This window comes from Advenella alkanexedens (assembly GCF_019132845.1).
Classification (GTDB): Bacteria; Pseudomonadota; Gammaproteobacteria; order Burkholderiales; family Burkholderiaceae_B; genus Advenella; species Advenella alkanexedens.
Genome location: NZ_JAHSPR010000013.1, coordinates 40,072 through 56,694, shown reverse-complemented (window position 1 = coordinate 56,694; position 16,623 = coordinate 40,072). Strand labels below are relative to the sequence as shown.

Genomic DNA, 16,623 nt, shown 5'->3' with positions numbered 1-16,623 from the left:
CCCGAACAGGACAGTGAAACGCCTTCGCGCCGATGATAGTGGATGGACATCCGTGAAAGTAGGTCATCGTCAGGCTCTTTATTACGAAAAACCCCTTCAGCACTACTGAAGGGGTTTTTTTATTGCCGGTCAAAAATGATAAAATTTCTTGTATCTGTTATTTTTCGTTTATTATCATTGCCAGCAAACAGCAAACAGCAAACAGCAAACAGCAAACAGCAAACAGCAAACAGCAAACAGCAAACAGCAAACAGCAAACAGCAAACAGCAGCTATGCTTATCAAGCAGATCTAACATAACAATAGATTAAATATAAATTAAGTCAAAAAAGAATAATTTTTTTCAAAAAATTATTTACTACTGTAAACTTCAAAGAATTTATATTTCTGGAGATTAATATGGAAAGCATAGAGCTGGTATTTACCATACTCGTTGCTATTCTTGTCAGTGGCCTAATTGGCAGGGTTTTGCCATGGGGGCTTCCTTTACCATTAATACAAATAGGTCTTGGCTTCATTATTTCCGGCGTCTTTGATGAAGGTATCCTTTTAAATCCTGAAGTTTTCTTCCTGCTGCTTATACCACCGCTTTTGTTTCTTGATGGCTGGAGAATACCTAAAGATGAATTATGGCGCGATAAGGCGGGGATTTTTCAACTTGCTTTTGGGTTGGTTATTCTTACTGTTTTTGGCTTGGGTTATATCATCCACTGGATGATTCCTGCAATGCCATTGCCTGTTGCATTTGCGCTTGCTGCCATTGTATCTCCCACTGATCCTGTAGCTGTTCAAGGTATTACCAGGCGTTTGCCTGTGCCCAGACGTTTAATGTCAATTCTTGAAGGAGAAGCACTATTTAATGATGCAAGTGGTTTAGTGGCCTTCAGAATGGCTGTTTTGGCAGCGATGACGGGGGTATTTTCAATTTCACAGGTGGTGACCTCTTTTATTTGGGTAGCGGCAGCCGGTATTTCGATGGGTCTTATCACTACCTGGTTACTTTTCCTAATGCACCAACGTATTTATTATTTTTTGAGTGAAGATCAAGGAGCAGAAATTCTTTTAAGCTTGCTGACACCTTTTGCCGCTTATGTGCTTGCGGAAGCTATCGGTGGTTCAGGTATTTTGTCATCGGTGGCAGCGGGTTTGGCCATGAGTTCTTTTGAGTTGTCGGGTCGGATTTCACCCATGACCCGAATGCGGCGTACTGCTATGTGGGATCTTTTGCAGTTTACGCTAAACGGGTTCATGTTCATATTATTGGGGGAGCAATTACCGACCATTTTTAATGAGGCCATTGATTTGGTAACTCAAACAGGACATTACAATCCTTGGTGGTTGTTGATGTATGCCATTGTTATTTGCCTTTCCCTGACAGGTTTTCGATTTATTTGGGTCACTGTCTGTATTTATGTCCCCTATTTGTGGGCACGAACTGGAAAGCCTTCCTCTTTACCGCAGTGGCGTCATATTTTAATTTTGTCTTTTGCCGGTGTGCGTGGTGCTGTGACATTGGCAGGTGTAATGACGCTTCCTTTTTTATTGCCCGATGAATCCGAATTTCCCGGGCGTGACCTGGCTGTTTTTCTGGCTGCTACGGTCATTATTATTTCTCTTATCGCTGCAAGTATTGCGTTACCCTTGTTATTGAAAGATATATCACCCAGTAAAGAATTTATGATCAGTTATTCCAATCAAAAGAAAATGGCCATCAAGGTTGCCTGTGAGCAAGTGAACATGCATCTTGATTCAGTCATTGCCAATCTGGAGAAAAATGATAATTTTGATGCCAAGTTTTATGAAGATGTTAAAACCAGATTAATGACTGATTTCGTGAATGGGTTTCAACCCGAGAGCGAAGAGCAAAATCTTGAATATGATAAATACCAGGTTGAACGTATGCTGCGCCTGGCTTTGATTGATCGTGCCCGTATCAGTATTTATCAATTAGCCCGGGAAAAGAAAATCTCGGACGAACTTGCCAGGGAGTTGGTTGAAAGACTTGATTTTGATCACATACGCTTTAGCTGATTGCTTTGCAAGGCGGAACTTGAAAAGCTAATGGAAATTATTGGGTGATGATTCTTGTCAATTAGATGGGCTCATTCCTGATTTGTGCAATTTTTGTTTCAATACCATACTTTTTGATTTTCATATATAGGGTGCTTTTGGCGATACCCAAATGTTTTGCGGTTAATGTCATGTTGCCATGATGTAATGCCAGTGCTTTTTCAATTGAGATAAGTTCTGCCTGCTGAAGCAGTCCCGTATCGGGCATAGAAGTTGCATAAGTGGAAGGGATATCGATTTTCCTGATGGTTGAGAGGATCTGTTCAGGAATATCTGCAGGTAATAAGTCATTGCTTTGACTCATCAAGTACATGTTTTCAATGGTGTTCCTTAATTCCCTGATATTGCCCGGCCAATTATATTCATCCAGTATTTTTAAGGTTTCGGGGTTTATCTTTTTGGATCCATAGCCATATTTATGTTCTAGTATGCCCAGGAAGTAATCAACCAGGATGGGGATATCCTCTTTAATTTCTCTTAGTACCGGTATATGGATACTTGTGACAGAAATACGGTAATAAAGATCCATTCGAAAACGTCCTTGTGATACTTCCTCCTGTAAATCCCGGTTGGTGGCTGTGATTAATTTGAAGTTGATTTTTCTGGGCTTGTTTTCTCCGATCCTATAAATCTCACCTTCTTCCAGAACCCTTAAAAAATGCGGTTGTAAATCAAGTGGCATTTCACCAATTTCATCTAAAAACAAGGTACCGCCATTTGCTGCTTCCACTTTGCCGATCATTCCTCCTTTTCGAGCCCCGGTAAAAGCGCCTTCACAGTAACCAAATAATTCGCTGGCCAGTAGATCCGGAGTTAAGCCGCCACAATTCAAGGCAACAAAAGGTCTTTTATCTGCGGTTTCTGTATCGTTAGCCTGATGCATTCCTCTTACGAAGTTTTCTTTGCCGACACCGGTTTCACCATGAATCAAGACCGGGACATTGGTTTTTGCCAATAATTGTGCTTTTTCTATGGCTTTTTTTAAGGGGGGAGACTGACCGATGATCTGGTTAAATCCTCTGTCTTCAGTGGGCTTATCAGAACGGTGAGCAGAAAGTTGCCTGGATGGGGCTTCCGGTTTATTGCTTCGGATAGGACTGGGGATAGTCAGGACAGTACCAATGCGTTCACCTTCATTGATAACGGGTTCGATCCAGTCGTCTTGTAGCCATTCTGGTTTTTGTGTTGGATGAACGTTACTGATTTGATTCAAATCCAGGGAAAAAAGAGATTCGGATTTATTCAGATCCAATTTGATATTTTGTGCCAGCAAGGCTGAGTTAACTTGTTCATTCAGCTTAATCGGGCGACCTCTTCGGTCACAAATGATAATACCGTCATTACTGCCAGAGAATCTGGCAACGCTTTGTTCCAGTAATTGATAACGAAACCTGAGCTCTCTTTTGGCTAGTGCGCTTTCAATACGGCTGGCAGTCGTGGCCACCAGGGCCAGGCTATGGGGGCTGAATGTATGTTTCAGGCCCGAAATATCAATGGCTCCCAGTGTTTGTCCATCATAGGGGTCACGAATGATAGCAGCTGTGCAAGTCCACTCCCGGACACCGGAACAGAAATGTTCAGCGGCATGGACCTGGACAGCTTGTCCTGTCATAAGGGCCGTGCCAATGGCATTGGTACCAGTACGTAATTCATTCCAGTTATAACCGGTTGTTAGCTGGATGGATGCAGCAGCATCAAGACCACGAGGATCACCTTCAATGGATAAAATGACGCCTTCCGGATCAGTCAGAATCATTACGCTCCCTGTTTCAGCTAAAAAATCCCTGGCCATCATCATGACCGGTTGGCTGGCTGTGACCAGTTCTGAATGCCGTTGCTGAAGTATTAGCAGTTGATTATCTTCCAGCACTGAAGGTGGGTGCAGGTGCACAGGGTCAATTCTGGCATCAAGACATCGTCTCCAGGAATCATTGATTAAACGTCTTAGGGCATTGGGTGCGGGAGAATGACCATTCATCACACTTTCCCATGCGGAAATCACACGATTATCGTTGTCAGGGTTAGATAAACGCTGACTTTTGATTGAGCCTGTCATATTGTCTCCGGCTGAACTTGATGCTATATGCTTGATAGTTAGTTACAGCTCAATGATGCGTTTTTTGTTTTTATTGCCTTGGTCGTACTGCTTGTTTTGACTTCAAAAAATACATATTACGCATCGTTTTTAATTCTTTCTCGACTATAGCTTTTTCCATCTTCAGACGCAACCTGGAGGTTGTGTTAAAGAGGGGGTGCTGTCCATTTATTTATGCTGATTTAATTATATTCAGTATTAACCCTATTGTCCGGATATTGGTTGAAATGAGTCTGAGCGTACGGAAATCGAACGTACGAATTTCATTTTAATGAAATTGATTGTTTTTTATGCTAGATGGTTTTTTAAATTTTTCATATATGAATCAATTGATTGGGATTTCAAAAGCATAATTGGCACGGGTTTTGCTTATACATCGATGTGACAGATGATTCTGTTATCAAAGGAGCGGAATCCTTGAGGAAGTAATGAAAGGAATTCCAGAGCAAAAGAGAATAATTATTCAGGAGATGTGTTATGCGGACTGAATCCACTCCCGTACAGGTTATGGGTATTGATGCAGGCGGTACGATGACCGATACATTCTTTGTCAGCAGTGACGGTCGGTTTGTCGTTGGCAAGGCGCAAAGTAATCCGGCCGATGAGGCCCAAGCCATTTATGAGTCTTCCAATGATGCGCTGGCTGCATGGAATCGAAGGGTTGAGGATGTTTATCCTGAGCTGTTAACCTGCGTTTATTCCGGTACGGCCATGCTGAACCGGGTGGTGCAGCGTAAAGGGCTTGATGTGGGCTTGATGTGCAACAAGGGGTTTGAGGACGTGCACTCGATGGGACGCGCCTTGCAAAGTTATCTGGGCTATGCGCTGGAAGACCGTATTCACCTGAATACACACCGTTATGATGAACCGTTGGTTCCGCTGTCCCGTACCCGGGGTGTCGCCGAGCGTACCGATGTACAGGGCAAGGTGGTTATTCCACTTAATGAGGATGATGTCCGCAAAGCAACCCGTGAGCTGCTTGCAAAGGGTTCGCAGGCAATTGTCATCAGCTTGTTGCAATCGCATAAAAATGGGGACAATGAACGCAGGGCCAGGGATATTTGTCTGGAAGAACTTGCAAAACTGGGTTCGGATATTCCAGTTTTTGCAACGGTAGATTATTACCCGTCACGCAAGGAAAGTCATCGTACTAATACCACTGTTCTGGAAGCTTATGCTGCCGAACCTTCCCGTAAAACGCTTAAAGGTGTAAGTGACCGATTCAAGCAACATGGCGGTAAATTTGACTTGCGTGTGATGGCCACTCATGGTGGCACGATTGGCTGGAAAGCCAAAGAGCTGGCGCGTACCATTGTATCGGGTCCTATTGGCGGCGTTATTGGTTCCAAGTTTTTAGGTGAGTTGCTGGGTTACGACAATATTGCCTGTAGTGATATTGGTGGCACCAGCTTTGATATGGCCATGATTACCAAAGGCAGTTTTGCCATTAAATCAGATCCGGACATGGCTCGCCTGGTTCTGTCATTGCCACTGGTCGCCATGGATTCGGTGGGGGCGGGTGCGGGCAGTTTTGTGCGGATTGACCCATACAGCGGCTCCATCAAGCTGGGTCCGGACAGTGCCGGTTATCGTGTGGGCATGTGTTGGCCGGAAAGCGGTCTGGATACCGTGTCTGTTTCCGATTGTCACGTTGTGCTGGGTTATCTGAATACGGAAAACTTCCTGGGTGGGGCGATCAAGCTGGATGTGGAGAGGGCACGGCATTATCTTAAAGTACAAATTGCAGATCCTCTGGGATTGTCTGTCGAAGATGCGGCGGCAGGGGTGATTGAATTGCTGGATTTGCAGTTGCGAGAATACATGCGCTCCACGATTAGCGCCAAAGGGTATAACCCGGCCGATTTTGTTTGCTTTTCTTATGGCGGTGCCGGTCCTGTACATACCTATGGCTATACCGAAGGTCTGGGATTTGAGGATGTGGTCGTGCCTGCCTGGGCTGCCGGATTTTCAGCGTTTGGCTGTGCCTGTGCCGAGTACGAGTATCGCTATGACATGAGTGTGGACGTTGCCGTACCTCCCGGGTCTTCAGATGAGGTCAAGCAACAAGCGGGTATTACGCTTACAAAGGGCTGGAATGAATTGGCTGAAAAAGTGATTGAAGAGTTTGTGATCAATGGCTTCAAGCCTGAGGACGTCATGCTTCGTCCGGCCTATAGCATGCAGTTCCTGGGCCAGTTGAATGATCTTGAAATTGACTCTCCCATCAGTGCGGCATCAAGCGTTGAAGACTGGGAAAAAATGGTGGCCGCTTTTGATGAAACTTATGGTCGGGTGTATGCCACTTCCGCCAGTTCGCCAGAGCTTGGTTTTGGTGTTACCAAAGTAATTATGCGTGGTAGCGTTATATCACAAAAGCCTGAGTTGCCCGAGGAGGAGCTGTCAGGTAAAGAGCCGCCCAAAGAGGCCCTGATTGGTAAGCGTCCGTTTTACCGGCATAAAAAATGGCATGACGCGGATGTATGGTCAATGGAGGCCCTGAAGGCGGGTAATCATATTGTTGGCCCCGCGGTGATTGAATCTGATGCCACCACTTTTGTGGTACCAAAAGGGTTTGAAACCACACTGGACAAACATCGCCTGTTTCATTTGAAAGAAGTGAAATAAATAAAGTTAAGGAGACACAACATGAATATGATGTCAATGAAACAAGTCGGGCTGGGGAACTTATTGGGTAATGGCATGACGCTGAAAGCACATCGTGATGCCGTTTTGGCCAGAACTAAAGAGAGCGGTTATTACAACGCGCTTGAAACACTGGCGTTCAAGGAAAGCGATCCGATCAGTTATGAAAAAATGTTTTCAAGGTTACGTGGGGGGCTGGTGCATGCCCGTGAAACCGCCAAGAAAATTGCCGCTTCACCTATCGTGGAGCAGGAAGGCGAATTGTGCTTTACCCTGTATAACGCCGCCGGTGACTGTATTCTGACTTCGACCGGTATTATCATTCACGTGGGCACCATGGGTGCAGCCATTAAGTACATGATCGAGAATGATTGGGAAACCAATCCAGGCATTAATCCGGGTGACATGTTTACCAATAATGACTGCTCTATCGGCAACGTACACCCTTGTGATATTGCCACGATCGTACCCATTTTCTGGGAAGGCAAACTGATTGGCTGGGTGGGTGGAGTCACTCACGTCATTGATACGGGCGCGATCTCTCCAGGCTCGATGTCCACCGGGCAAACCTCCCGTTTTGGGGATGGCTACATGACGACCTGCCGCAAAACGGGTGTGAATGATGAGCCATTACGTGACTGGCTGCATGAAAGCCAGCGCTCAACCCGTACACCCAAATATCTGATTCTGGACGAACGTACCCGAATTGCCGGCTGTCATATGATTCGTCAACTGGTTGAAGAGGTGGTTGAGTCCGAAGGGGTGGAGGCTTTTGAGAAGTTTGCCTATGAAATTATTGAGGAAGGTCGCCGTGGCCTGCAATCCCGCCTGAAAGACATGACCATTCCAGGTGTTTATCGCAAAGTGGCCTTTGTTGATGTTCCCTATAACCATGAGGATGTTCAGTTAACGGCTTCTTACGCCAAAATGAATACCATCATGCATGCTCCCACCGAGTTGACCATCCGGCCAGATGCCAGCTGGCGCATGAACTTTGAAGGCGGAAGTCGCTGGTGCTGGCACAGCTTCAATGCCAACCAGGTGGCTTTTACCAGCGGTATCTGGGTCATGCTAACGCAAACACTGGTGCCAACCCAACGGATTAACGATGGTGCTTATTATGCAACGGAATTCAATATTCCCAAAGGCACCTGGATGAACCCGGATGATCGCCGGACGGCCCACTCGGATGCCTGGCACTATCTGGTTTCCGCCTGGACAGGTATGTGGCGGGCAATGAGCCAATCTTATTTCAGCCGCGGTTATCTGGAAGAGGTAAATGCCGGTAATGGTAATACCAGTAACTGGCTACAGGGTGGGGGTATCAACCAGGATGGGGAAATTCATGCAGTTAACAGTTTTGAAACGGCGGCAACCGGTACCGGTGCCTGCGCGGTCAAGGATGGCCTGAATCATGCCGCAGCGGTTTGGAATCCTGAAGGAGATATGGGTGATATTGAAATTTGGGAAATGGCCGAACCCTTGTTGTTTATGGGACGTAACGTAAAAGCCAATTCGGGTGGTTATGGCAAATACCGGGGTGGATGTGGACTGGAAACCCTGCGTATGGTCTGGCATGCCCAGGACTGGACCATGTTCTTTTCGGGTAACGGTTATATGAACAGTGACTGGGGACTGATGGGAGGTTATCCGGCAGCCACCGGTTACCGTTTTGAAGCACATAATACCGATCTTAAAGCCCGGATTGAACAGAAACTTTCTATTCCACTGGGAGCAGACAGTAACCCGAGTGAACCGGATTATGAGCGTCATATCAGTGCGACTGCCCAGATTAAACGTGATAAGCAATGCATGACCACGGAAACCATTTTTGAGGATCATGACCTGTACCTGAACTATATCCGTGGCGGTCCGGGCTTTGGTGATCCGCTGGATCGTGAGCCGGCAGCCATTGCCCGTGACCTTAACAACCGTTTCGTGTTACCTGAATTTGCCCGGAAGGTTTATGGTGCGGTTATTGACAAAGATGCCGAAGGCAACTGGGTGGTTGATTCTGAGAAAACAACGGTACGACGTGCTGAAATTCGCAAGGAACGGTTGCAGCGTGCGGTACCTACCCGTGAATGGATGAAGGAAGAGCGTGAGCGGATCCTGACCAAGAGTGCTTCAGTTCAGGTACGTCATATGTACTCAACCAGTTTTGCCTTGAGTGAGAAATTCACCAATGAGTTCAAGCAATTCTGGGACTTGCCCGAAGCGTGGTCATTGCCGGAATCCGAGTTGGGAGTTCCTTCATTTGGATCAACCTATCGCAATGACATTTCAGAAATGCCGGGCGTCAGTACCGTTGTTCTGGTTGACGAATAAAGCAGGATCATGGCCTTGCGAATCGTAAGGCCATGAAATAAAAAAGATCAAGGAGATAAGTTATGTCAGTATTTACAAGAGAACAGGTTAATAATCTGGTGGATGGCAAGCTTGATTGGGACACCACCCTTCGTATGCTGCAAACCCCCAAGGACAAAGAACGTTTTGAACTGTACCTGAGCGTACTGCAAGACAAGGTTTCCTGGAAAGACAGGATCATCCTACCATTGGGGCCTCATCTATATATTGCGCAATCCCAGTCTACCGGACAATGGGTGAACAAGTGCAGCTGCGGTCATGAGTTTGGTGATTACCGCCATAACTGGAAAATGGATGCGGCCATTTATGTGCGGGATACCCCCGAAGCCATGCAGGAAATTTACCCTGAGTTGATGGCGCCCGATACAGACTGGCAGGTATATCGGGAGTATTACTGTCCGGAATGTGGGGTGTTGCATGACGTGGAAGCGCCCACACCGTGGTATCCGGTTATTCATGACTTTGAGCCGGATATTGAATCGTTCTATAAAAACTGGTTGGGTCTGCCTGTTCCTGACCGGGTTGATTAACCCTTTAAAAGCAGGGTTTAAGAAATAAGGTTTTAATAAATATTAACCGCGGTCTGTGAATCCTGTACAAAAAAACTGATTCACAGATTGCGGTTTTATTTTGGTGGAGTCGAGTTAATCAAAACTGGCGGGAACCCAGTGCTTCTTTGATTTTTTGATCAGTTTTGTATTGGCTGAGGGAATAGACTGCCCATATGCTGGCGGGAACCCAGCCAATAAGGGTTACTTGCAGTATCAGGCAGATAATGTCGGCAATAGGACGACCTATGGTAAAAAAGGTCAACCATGGCAAGCGTAAAGCAATAATGGCCCCAAAAAAATCATGAATCTTTTCATTGCAAGGTGTTTTTGAGAAATAAAAAACTTCAGCTTGACGTAGGTGCCCGTTGTCGATAAATTTGAATTTATTTCAATTAAGAACTCAATGTGGAGCAGTCATGAAATACCGGAATCTTGGCAAAAGTGGTTTAAAAGTATCCCCACTGGTACTGGGAACCATGATGTTTGGCGGGCAAACCAGCGAAGCGGAATCACATCGGATTATTGCCGATGCCAAAGACCGGGGCATCAATTTTATTGATACGGCCGATGTTTATAACAATGGGGAATCTGAAGCGGTGGTTGGGCGGGCCATTGCCAGTAACCGTGATGACTGGGTTCTTGCAACCAAACTGGGCAATGTGTTTGGCGAAGGGGTTAACCAGCGTGGCATTTCTCGCAAATGGATTTTTCAGGCGGTTGAAGCCAGCCTGAAACGCTTGGGAACCGATTACTTGGATATTCTGTATTTGCACCGGGAAATACCCGATGCGCCATTGGAGGAGGCCATCCGTGCGCTTGCTGATCTGATCAGGCAAGGAAAAATCCGGTATTTCGGGGTGTCCAATTTCAGGGGGTGGCGTATTGCCGAAACTGTCAGGTTGGCTGATCAGGCTGGTATTGATCGACCAGTGGCCAGTCAGCCTTTGTACAATCTGGTCTCCCGTGTTGCCGAGGTTGAGCAATTGCCTGCCGCTGCCCATTACGGTATTGGTGTTGTGTCATACAGTCCTCTGGCACGGGGTGTTTTAACCGGTAAATATGACCCGGATACTGCGCCACCGGCCGATTCGCGTGCCGGTCGCAACGACCGTCGTATCATGCAAACAGAATGGCGTCGGGAGTCATTATTGGTTGCGCAGCGTATCAGGCAGCATGCCGAATCAAAAGGCATTTCAGCCGCAGATTTCTCCCTGGCATGGGTGCTGAATAATCAACTGATCAGCTCCGTTATTGTAGGGCCCCGTACATTTGAACAATGGCAGGCTTATCAGCGGGCCCTTGATTATCAACTGACAGCTGATGATGAGGCGCTGGTAGATGAGTTGGTGGTAACAGGGCATAATTCTACACCCGGGTATAATGATCCAGGGCATCCCGTCATTGGCAGGGTGCCTTATTCTGCTGCCTGAAACAATCAAAACCGACCCCCCATGATTTTTACTTATGAATCCCCCTTCGCTTTTGTGGACGTTGAAACTACGGGGGGGGTGATTGGGCAAGATAGACTGACCGAAATCGCTATTATCCGTTATGACGGTCAAGAAGTTTCTACTTATCAGTCCCTGATCAATCCAACCTGTCGTATTTCCGGTTTCATTGAAAACCTGACGGGTATCAGTAATGAAATGGTGGCAAAAGCACCTCTTTTTTCTGAGGTGGCAGAAAAAATTCGCGCACTGCTTGAGGGGCATGTCTTTGTTGCACATAATGCGCGGTTTGACTACAGTTTCATCAAAAGTGAATTCAAACGGGTGGGTATTGATTTCAAAACGCCCAAATTGTGCACGGTTAAGCTGTCCCGCAGGCTATATCCTGCTTACGAAAGGCATGGGCTTGATTATCTGGTTCAGCGACACCAGCTTGAAATCAAACACCGGCACCGGGCATATGGCGATGCGCATGTGTTATTGCAATTCTGGCAATTGGTCAACCGGCAGTTTGAGGGCGCTTATTTGCAACAGGTCGTTCAAGAACTGATGACTATTCCCCATTTGCCTGAGCATATTGACCCAGAAGAAATTGAGTCCATTCCCAACCGGTTTGGTGTGTACTTGCTCTATGGCGATGATGACAGGCTTCTTTTTGTGGGTAAAGGCAATAAGCTTCGCCAGCGGGTGCTGACTTTTTTTGCCAAAGATCGGGCCTTGCCCGCCGAAAAGTCATTTTCTGATCGTGTGAGGCGGGTGGATTATATTGAGTGTGCCGGTGAACTGGATGCTTTTTTGACCGAAGAAAAATTGATTAAGCAGTGTCAACCGGAAAAAAACAAACAACCAAGGCGCAGAAAGACAGGTGATTTGGCGCAATGGCCTTTCAGGGGTTATGCAGTTTTGCCTGAAAACAATCTGAAGCATGTGTTTTGGCATTGGCAGTACCTGGGTACAGTTCATAACGCAGAAGAGATCAGTCAAACATTATCACAGGAAAAGCAGAACTTTTCCCATGAAATATATAAAATCCTGGTGCGGAATATGTCCCGTTTGGTAGCGTTGTGAGTGATCAGTATTGATAGAGCCCACGTGTTTTGGCCTGTAATCGGCTGATGCCCAGCAATGACTCAGTCCAGGGGATAGAGATTTCCAGCTGGTGGGCAATTTCGGTGACTGATGTTACCAGAGCATCCAGTTCAAGCGGTTTGCCAGCTTCCGCATCCTGCAGCATGGATGTCTTGAAGGATCCAAGCTTATAGGTAACCTGGTGCCTTTGTTCAGGGTCGGCCTCTATTGGCAAGCCAATTCGTGCTCCGACTGCGGCAGCTTCCTGCATGATACGTGACATGAAATCGCGGACATAGCGATCATCCAGAATATGATCGCTTTTTGCACCCGTGATGGCTGAAACAGGATTCATGGTCATGTTTCCCCATAGTTTGAACCAGATGTCTTTCTGGATGCATGACGTATTTTCCACATCAAATCCGGCTTTTTCCAGTATTGCGCAAAGCTGCTTCAGCCTTGGGGTTTGGGTGCCGTTGGGCTCTCCGATGATCAAGTGGTTGCCTGCGATATGTTTAACCGAACCTGGGGCGGGCGTGGTGGCGGAAAGGTGGGTGACACAACCGATGACCTGATTGGCCGGGATGTGTCTGGAAATAATTTCCTGCGGGTCAACCGAGTCCAGTTTCAGATGACCGTTTTCATGTTCAAGCCCATGAAAGAACCACCATGGAATCCCGTTCATGGCAGACAGAATGGTGGTGTCTGGTCCTATTAAGGGCGCAATATTTTTGGCTATGGACTGCAGTCCGGTGGTTTTTACAGCGATAATGACAATGTCCTGTACACCCAGCTCTGCTGGAGACTGGCTTGCCTTAATCGGGTGGCTTTGCGCCGTATCGCTGCCCGCTGGATAGAATTGAAGCCCGTTTTTTTGTAATGATTCAAGCGTGGCGCCACGTGCTACAGCACTGACGTCATAACCGGCCTGTACTAGCCGTGCCGCCATTAAACCACCTATTGCACCGATTCCATAAATACAGATTTTCATAGATAAATTCCTTTAAGGTCGTTAGTTTTTATAGTTGGTGTCAATGGTATCGACTTGGCGTCTTAACGCTTCAAAAACATCGCGACCAGCACCATATCGAGGATCAAATTGCAGGGCGTCAATACTGGATTGGATTTGTATTTCTTCAGGGATGGGGGTAGTTGGGCCAAGTGCCGCGCCAGCCACCTGGATTTCGCAGGCACGCTGTAAGGTCCACAGGTAGGCAAAGGCCTCGGGAATGGTGCTTCCCCATGACAGCAAGCCGTGATTTTTCAGGATCACGGCCTGCCGGTTGCCGATGGAACGCTGTACCCTTGGTTGCTCATCGGCATGGATGGTTATGCCTTCAAAATCATGGTAGGCAACGCGATTATGCAATTGGGCAGCATAAAAATTATCTCGCGACAATCCCGCAGCCGAGCAGGCAACGGCGCAGCCAGCTGTGGTGTGGGTATGCATGACACAGTGGGCGTTTTCAATACCGCTGTGAATGGCTGAGTGCAGGATGAAACCGGCTGGATTGGCTTTCCATTTGGAGGCGCCGATAACATTGCCATCAAGATCTATCTTGACCAGATTGCTTGCGGTCACTTCGGTGTAGTGCAGGCCAAACGGGTTGATCAGGAAATGCTTTTCCGGGCCTGGAATGCGAACGGTAATATGATTGTAGATCAGTTCTGTCCAGCCCAGCATCGCAAAAATCCGGTAGCAGGCAGCCAACTCGGCCCGCAGGGCCTGTTCGGTTTCAGTGATGTTTTCTTCAAGTGTAATGGAATCAGCCAGTGTATTCATTGTCGTCTCTTTTATCTGTGTTGGGGTGGTCAATGACATGGTTTTAGTTGCATCATAGTGCCATTGCAGTGAAATGGTTGTTTAACTTTGCAATTAATGCCATTGTGCTTTCCCGTTCGGCCGGTTTGACACAGGACAGGATTTTAGCTTCCAATTGTGCCGGTGCAAGCGGAAAATGGGCATGACCCAATGCAAAACGGATCGGGCCACTTTCAAGGCGGGTGTTATCCTTGAGAGTAATGGTAACGTCATCGTGAAGGGCAAAGCTGGGTTCAAGCGGGCAGGCTTCATTATTGATTGAAACCTTAACTTTTTCCATCAATGTCCGGATGGCTGGGTTGGTAATGTCATCTTCAGTCATTTTTTGCAGGCTTACTTCACCATAAACCAGCGCCGAGGCACAGGCAAAAGGCATGCTGAATTTCGCCTGAAGAGGCGTGCCTGGGTGCTGGTATTTAAGCACTCTGGCATTGGTTTCACTGACGGTTGCCGTAATGGTTTGTATGTGTTCAATGGGAATATTATGCTGTTGCCTTAATTGCAATACACCGTCAATCACACGGTGTGAAGCATAGCAGACTGGATATTTTTTGATACTTGGTTTAACCGTGTTGATGCTTAATGCCTGCTGCTTTTCGAAAGGTCGTTCGCGATCCGGCGCATGCCGGTCTGAAAAAGCAGTCAGGAAACCGGTTGATCCTTCCAGAGCATCGGCTGAAGCCGTTACACCCATGGCGGCCATTTCAACAGCCCCGTAAGCATATTCGATCGCCCAACCCGCATGCAGGGGTTTGCACATCGAACCAAAATTGGCGACCAATCCAGAGGCGCGGCTGGCAGCTATGCCCAGTGCATGGGTGGTTTTTTCACTATCAATTTGACGCGCCGCGCAAAGTGCGGCGGTGGCACCCATCGTACCCAGCACGGCAGTGGGGTGCCATCCTTTTTCATGTAAAGGGTCGGGTATCCGGTTAAGTAAATCCGCCCAAATCTCATAACCTTTCAAGTAGGCGCTGATGAGGTCCTGCCCGGTCAGACCACTGCGGTCTGACTCGGCAAGCAGAACCGGAACCAGGACAACACTCGGGTGTCCGGCCAGGGCAACATCATCAAAGTCCAGTGCATGGCCTGAAACGGCGTTAAGCATGGCGGCAACCATTGCGGTATGTTTTTGCGGTGAAAAAAATACGCTGGCTTCCTGCTCATTCTGGTAGCATCTGTTTACCCAGGATGCAAACAGGCGGGTTACTTCCTCATCACGCCCGGAAAGAATGCAGCCGGCAGTGTCAAGAAAGGCCAGCTGCACGGTTTGGCAAACCTCGGGGGTGATTTGTCCTGCAATATCACTGGTGATGAAGTCGGCCATTTGCCGTGACAGTGTTTTCATTACGTCTCCTAGAATGAACGTGGCATACCCAGGACGTGTTGTCCAATGAAGGAAAGAATGAGGTTGGAAGAAATGGGGGCAATTTGCATGACCCGGCATTCACGCCATTTACGTTCAACATCATATTCAGCGGCATAGCCAAATCCACCGTGTGTTTGCATGCAGGCCTCGGCAGCATGCCAGGCCGCTTCGGACGCGAGCAGTTTGGCAATGTTGGCGGCTTCACCACAATCCAGGCCTGCGGCAAAAATGGCGGTCGCTTTGCGTACCATCATCTCGGCAGCTTCAGTCTCGGCATAAGCACGGGCGATAGGGAACTGAATCCCCTGGTTCTGGCCAATCGGACGACCGAATACAACACGCTCATTACCATAGGCGGCGGCTGTCTTGGTAAACCATTTTGCATCACCAATCGCTTCCGAGGCACACAGAATACGTTCTGCATTCATGCCGTCAAGAATATATCGGAATCCCTTGCCTTCTTCACCAACCAGACTGGAGGCGGGAACCACCAGGTTTTCAATAAACACCTCGGTTGTATTATGGTTGATCATGGCACGAATCGGTTGGATTTCAACGCCATTGCCACGGGCTTCACGCAAATCCACCAGGAACACGGAAATGCCATCGGTTTTTTTCTTGACCTGATCGGCAGGCGTGGTTCGGGCCAGTAATAGCATAAGGTCGGAATAACGGGCACGTGAGGTCCATACTTTCTGGCCGTTGATAATATAGTTGTCACCATCACGCACGGCCCGGGTCTTGATTTGGGTGGTGTCTGAGCCGGTGGTGGGTTCCGTAATACCAAAGGCCTGCAGGCGCAGTTTGCCACTGGCGATATCGGGCAGGTATTTTCTTTTTTGCTCTTCGCTGCCGTGACGCAAAAGCGTACCCATGATATACATTTGTGCGTGGCAGGCACCTGCATTGCAGCCGGCCGCATGAATTTCTTCCAGAATAACCGATGCTGCACGCAGGGGCAGGCCACTGCCACCATATTCTTCGGGAATCAGAGCACCCAGATAACCGGCTTCGGTCAGGGCATTGACAAATTCAGAGGGGTAGCCTTGCTGCTCGTCCAGGTTTCTCCAGTATGAGCCGGGAAAGTCCTCGCAAATGCGGCGAACACTTTCACGGATGTCTTGATAGTCATTTCCCAATTCAATGGAAACGGGAGTGTTTTGTGTGCTTAATGTATCCATGGTTCTTTTC

13 protein-coding genes are annotated in these 16,623 nt (G+C 47.6%); 7 read left to right on the top strand and 6 right to left on the bottom strand.

What is annotated here, in order from left to right; all coding sequences use genetic code 11:
* Positions 1–122 precede the first annotated feature (122 nt).
* Together KU392_RS13515 and KU392_RS13510 are read left to right on the top strand one after the other, a co-directional pair.
* On the top strand, positions 123–299 hold the full coding sequence (locus KU392_RS13515; protein WP_217735555.1) for a hypothetical protein: 177 nt from the start codon (positions 123–125) through the stop codon (positions 297–299).
* Positions 300–398: 99 nt separating this feature from the next.
* The gene (locus tag KU392_RS13510; RefSeq protein WP_217735554.1) at positions 399–2,030 is read left to right on the top strand and encodes a Na+/H+ antiporter; all 1,632 of its coding nucleotides are present in this window, start codon (positions 399–401) and stop codon (positions 2,028–2,030) included.
* Positions 2,031–2,091: 61 nt separating this feature from the next.
* Here the strand turns inward: KU392_RS13510 and KU392_RS13505 are convergent, their stop codons facing one another.
* Complete coding sequence (locus KU392_RS13505) at positions 2,092–4,125, bottom strand: sigma-54-dependent Fis family transcriptional regulator (protein ID WP_169294298.1); 2,034 nt, start codon at positions 4,123–4,125, stop codon at positions 2,092–2,094.
* Positions 4,126–4,641: 516 nt separating this feature from the next.
* Here KU392_RS13505 and KU392_RS13500 point away from each other — a divergent pair.
* The 3 genes from KU392_RS13500 to KU392_RS13490 all read left to right on the top strand — a co-directional run bounded on the left by KU392_RS13500 (position 4,642) and on the right by KU392_RS13490 (position 9,704).
* Positions 4,642–6,789: a hydantoinase/oxoprolinase family protein gene (locus tag KU392_RS13500; protein WP_217735553.1), complete on the top strand. Its 2,148-nt coding sequence runs from the start codon at positions 4,642–4,644 to the stop codon at positions 6,787–6,789.
* Between the two features lie 21 nt (positions 6,790–6,810).
* On the top strand, positions 6,811–9,135 hold the full coding sequence (locus KU392_RS13495; protein WP_169294300.1) for a hydantoinase B/oxoprolinase family protein: 2,325 nt from the start codon (positions 6,811–6,813) through the stop codon (positions 9,133–9,135).
* Between the two features lie 62 nt (positions 9,136–9,197).
* Positions 9,198–9,704, top strand: coding sequence for an acetone carboxylase subunit gamma (locus KU392_RS13490; RefSeq protein WP_169294301.1), 507 nt, complete (start codon positions 9,198–9,200; stop codon positions 9,702–9,704).
* A 118-nt stretch (positions 9,705–9,822) separates the two neighbouring features.
* Here KU392_RS13490 and KU392_RS14345 read toward each other — a convergent pair whose 3' ends face one another.
* Positions 9,823–10,032 (bottom strand): YqaE/Pmp3 family membrane protein, encoded by a 210-nt coding sequence (locus KU392_RS14345; RefSeq protein WP_343212458.1) that lies wholly within the window; start codon positions 10,030–10,032, stop codon positions 9,823–9,825.
* 109 nt (positions 10,033–10,141) lie between these two features.
* Between KU392_RS14345 and KU392_RS13485 the strand changes: the two genes are divergently transcribed.
* Both KU392_RS13485 and KU392_RS13480 read left to right on the top strand, forming a co-directional pair.
* Positions 10,142–11,155, top strand: coding sequence for an aldo/keto reductase (locus KU392_RS13485; protein ID WP_217735552.1), 1,014 nt, complete (start codon positions 10,142–10,144; stop codon positions 11,153–11,155).
* Positions 11,156–11,176: 21 nt separating this feature from the next.
* A complete protein-coding gene (locus tag KU392_RS13480; protein WP_169294303.1) occupies positions 11,177–12,241 on the top strand; it encodes an exonuclease domain-containing protein in 1,065 nt (354 codons plus the stop codon).
* A gap of 4 nt (positions 12,242–12,245) precedes the next feature.
* On the opposite strand, the gene KU392_RS13475 is transcribed toward KU392_RS13480, so the two are convergent.
* The 4 genes from KU392_RS13475 to KU392_RS13460 are packed head-to-tail and all read right to left on the bottom strand — an operon-like array spanning position 12,246 to position 16,613.
* On the bottom strand, positions 12,246–13,232 hold the full coding sequence (locus KU392_RS13475; protein ID WP_169294304.1) for a 2-dehydropantoate 2-reductase: 987 nt from the start codon (positions 13,230–13,232) through the stop codon (positions 12,246–12,248).
* A gap of 21 nt (positions 13,233–13,253) precedes the next feature.
* Positions 13,254–14,024 carry a class II aldolase/adducin family protein gene (locus KU392_RS13470; RefSeq protein WP_169294305.1) on the bottom strand — a complete coding sequence of 257 codons (771 nt, stop codon included), beginning with the start codon at positions 14,022–14,024 and terminating at the stop codon, positions 13,254–13,256.
* A gap of 52 nt (positions 14,025–14,076) precedes the next feature.
* Positions 14,077–15,411 carry an MmgE/PrpD family protein gene (locus KU392_RS13465; RefSeq protein ID WP_217735551.1) on the bottom strand — a complete coding sequence of 445 codons (1,335 nt, stop codon included), beginning with the start codon at positions 15,409–15,411 and terminating at the stop codon, positions 14,077–14,079.
* 8 nt (positions 15,412–15,419) lie between these two features.
* Entirely contained in the window at positions 15,420–16,613 is a 1,194-nt protein-coding gene (locus tag KU392_RS13460) for an acyl-CoA dehydrogenase family protein (RefSeq protein WP_169294307.1), read from the bottom strand.
* Positions 16,614–16,623 lie beyond the last annotated feature (10 nt).

Excerpts from the sequence above, each read along its gene's own strand:
- KU392_RS13510 (WP_217735554.1), top strand. The coding sequence starts at position 399 with ATGGAAAGCATAGAGCTGGTATTTACCATACTCGTTGCTATTCTTGTC.
- KU392_RS13485 (WP_217735552.1), top strand. The coding sequence starts at position 10,142 with ATGAAATACCGGAATCTTGGCAAAAGTGGTTTAAAAGTATCCCCACTG.
- KU392_RS13490 (WP_169294301.1), top strand. The coding sequence starts at position 9,198 with ATGTCAGTATTTACAAGAGAACAGGTTAATAATCTGGTGGATGGCAAG.
- KU392_RS13505 (WP_169294298.1), bottom strand. The coding sequence starts at position 4,125 with ATGACAGGCTCAATCAAAAGTCAGCGTTTATCTAACCCTGACAACGAT.
- KU392_RS13475 (WP_169294304.1), bottom strand. The coding sequence starts at position 13,232 with ATGAAAATCTGTATTTATGGAATCGGTGCAATAGGTGGTTTAATGGCG.
- KU392_RS13480 (WP_169294303.1), top strand. The coding sequence starts at position 11,177 with ATGATTTTTACTTATGAATCCCCCTTCGCTTTTGTGGACGTTGAAACT.
- KU392_RS13465 (WP_217735551.1), bottom strand. The coding sequence starts at position 15,411 with ATGAAAACACTGTCACGGCAAATGGCCGACTTCATCACCAGTGATATT.
- KU392_RS13500 (WP_217735553.1), top strand. The coding sequence starts at position 4,642 with ATGCGGACTGAATCCACTCCCGTACAGGTTATGGGTATTGATGCAGGC.
- KU392_RS13495 (WP_169294300.1), top strand. The coding sequence starts at position 6,811 with ATGAATATGATGTCAATGAAACAAGTCGGGCTGGGGAACTTATTGGGT.
- KU392_RS13470 (WP_169294305.1), bottom strand. The coding sequence starts at position 14,024 with ATGAATACACTGGCTGATTCCATTACACTTGAAGAAAACATCACTGAA.
- KU392_RS13460 (WP_169294307.1), bottom strand. The coding sequence starts at position 16,613 with ATGGATACATTAAGCACACAAAACACTCCCGTTTCCATTGAATTGGGA.